Origin of the sequence: Streptosporangium sp. NPDC006013, assembly GCF_040614275.1 — a bacterium.
Taxonomy (GTDB): Bacteria; Actinomycetota; Actinomycetes; order Streptosporangiales; family Streptosporangiaceae; genus Streptosporangium.
This window is the reverse complement of sequence record NZ_JBEXUE010000803.1, coordinates 1-2,635: the sequence shown is the minus strand read 5'-3', so window position 1 is coordinate 2,635 and position 2,635 is coordinate 1. Positions and strand designations below refer to the sequence as shown.

The window sequence follows — 2,635 nt, the reverse complement described above, 5'->3', positions numbered from 1 at the left end:
CTCCGTGATGACCGAGCCCCGGCGCCGGGTACCGATACTGGTCATCTCCTCAGACCCTCGCGACCCCGAGGTGGCGCGGGAGCGTGCCGATCATCCGGCCGACGGGCAGGAGAGCACCGCGCCGGCCGAGTACCACGATCGTGTTCGCGCCGCTGCCGGCGGCCCGGCAGCGGTTGTTGCGGATCTACGGCAGGACCGGTACCCGCCTGCTGACCCACAGCGAGGCCGGCAACGGCGACGACTGCATGCGCCTGGCCGTCATCGCGCTGCTGAAAGGCTGGCCCCAGGAGGCGCGCCAGTGGCTGCGCCAGGCCGGCGACGCCGCTCACCCCGCCGCGCCGGGCCTGTTCGATGACCCCGACCGCCTGCAGGTGGCTACCGAACTCGCCTACCGCTACGGCCACCACTACCAGTGCTCGGATCCGAACAAGCTCAGCGTCGCGATGTTCTTCTACCGGCTGGCCAGCGATTGTGGCCATGCCGAGGCCGCCTATCGCCTCGCGAGGATTCACCGGGCCAAGGATGAGGACTGGGCGGCCGCGAGTTTGTTCAGCCGCGCGGCCGGCAACGGCCACCCCGAGGCCGCCGCCGAGTTCGACGGCGCCTCCGAACAGCTCGCCCAGCCTCCGTGGAACGCCGAGGGCGCGCTGCCCATCGGCCTGATCGAAGAACAGGAACCCGCTACGGAGCCGCCCTCGCCGGCCGGTGATCCTCCCGCGGAATTCACCTGAGGCGGCTTGAAGACCACTGGTGCCGCCCATCACCTCGGCCACCGGCAAGCGACACGGTGGCATGGTGAGAACGACGTCGATGCCCGTCACGAAAAGACAGGCAGGCTCGAACCGGCCTAAGCCGCCGATCAGGATCTTGTCCCTTCCCTCGGACGAGGGCGGTTCTTCTGCAGCGACCGACCTCCACCAAAGTGTCTATCAGTGATCACCTTGTCACTTCAGGTGAATTCCTTGATTTCTGTGATTCTTCAAACCGCGCTTTCATCCCGAAACGGCCGTCCGCACGACATCAGATGACACGGGCTGGCTTTCCGCTTCGGCAAGACCCCCGAAAGCCACCTCACCGGCCTTCAGCTGCACAGGGCCATCTTGTGGATCCGAAGCCTTCAACCCATCCGAAGATCCGAATTCCGTACCGGCCCTAATTCGGTACGTCCTGAGCACCGGCGCCTACGGCGAGGTCGGCGCCTCCCCGCAGTTCGCGGCGGAGCACGAGGGCGTGGCGGAGGTAGTTCCGCGCCAGGCGGGTACGGCCCGCCGACCGGTGCAGCTCGCCGAGCGTCTGGACCGTGGCGGCCTCCCCGCTCCGGTCTCCGAGCCGCTGGAAGATCAGCAAAGAGCGCTCCAGCTGGTCGGAGGCGTGCGACCGGTCACCGCGGACCACCTGCAGGCCGCCCAGCCCCTGCATGGCGTAGGCCCCGCAGTGCAGGTCGCCGAGGCCTTCGAAGATGTCCAGCGCACGCCCCTGGAAGCGCATCGCCTGGCCGGGGTCCGCCCCCAGATCGTGCAGCCGCCCGAACTGCATGGACACGCAGCCCTCGCGATGGGAGTCACCGATCTCCCTGGCCAGCCGCAGCGCCGCGGCCAGCCAGTTCGAGGCCTGCCGCAGGTCGCCCGAGGCCAGGCAGGCCCGCCCGATGGCCTGCCGCGCGTAGGCCTCGCCGCTCTGGTCTCCCATGGCGAGGAACATGGCCAGAGCCTGCCGGAAGTACCCGAGCGCCCGGAGATTCTCGCCGCAGAACTGGTTGACCGCCCCCAGCCCGCAGATCGAGGTCGCCTCCCCCCGCCTGTCCCCCAGCTCGTGGAAGATCCTGAGGGATCGCCGGAACATCTCCGTCGCCTCGGCGTAGCGGTCCTGGTAGAGACTCACCTGGGCCAGGCCGCGGAGCATGGCCGCCTCGCCGTGGCGGTCCTTGGCCAGGCACGCGGCCTCCAGGGCGATCCGGTGGGTGGAGCGCCACTCGTCGAAGTGGCAGCGCAGGTCGAAGTAGGGGACGAGTGCCGCGGCGAGCCCCCACGCCGATCCGGCCAGCCCGGCGTCGGCGGCGAGGCGTACCGCCCCCACCAGCGCGTCGTGCTCGGCGTCGAACCAGGACAGCGGGTCGGCGGTCAGGCGGCCGAGGGTGTCCTCGGCCAGGTGCCAGCGGGTGGCCGAGGCCGAGGTCAGGCTGAAGAGCGTGGTCGGCAGCCGCGCGGTCGCGCTCTCGGTGGTGGCCGTCCACGCGCCGAGCACCCTGATGAGCGCGTGCCGATCCGAGGCGCCGCCGGCCTTCTCCCTGGCGTTGCAGCGGACCAGGTCGTGCAGCCGGTAGCGCGGCTGGCCGATCGGGTCGGTCCCGACCAGCTGGAGCAGGTTCGCGTCGACCAGGGCATCCGTCACCTCGTCGGCCTGGTGCCGGCCCAGTGCGGCGTCGACCACCCAGCCGGGCAGGGACTGCGGGCCCAGGAGGCCGAGCGCACGGAAGGCACATGCCGCGTCCTCGGGCAGCAGCCGGTAGCTACGGTCGAGGCTGACCCGCACTCCCAGATCTCCGGCGCACAGCTCGCTGAGCCGGTTCGACTCGACCTCCAGCCGCTGCCGCAGCACTCCGAGCGACCAGCCGGGCCGCCCCGCCAGCCGCGCC

Annotated in this window: 2 protein-coding genes; one reads left to right on the top strand and one right to left on the bottom strand. The window is 70.6% G+C overall.

Annotation, left to right across the window (positions count from 1 at the left end):
• Positions 1–83 precede the first annotated feature (83 nt).
• Positions 84–731 (top strand): hypothetical protein, encoded by a 648-nt coding sequence (locus ABZ260_RS49710; protein WP_355632600.1) that lies wholly within the window; start codon positions 84–86, stop codon positions 729–731.
• Between the two features lie 421 nt (positions 732–1,152).
• On the opposite strand, the gene ABZ260_RS49705 is transcribed toward ABZ260_RS49710, so the two are convergent.
• On the bottom strand, positions 1,153–2,635 hold a 1,483-nt coding region (locus ABZ260_RS49705), incomplete at its 5' end, for a tetratricopeptide repeat protein (protein ID WP_355632597.1).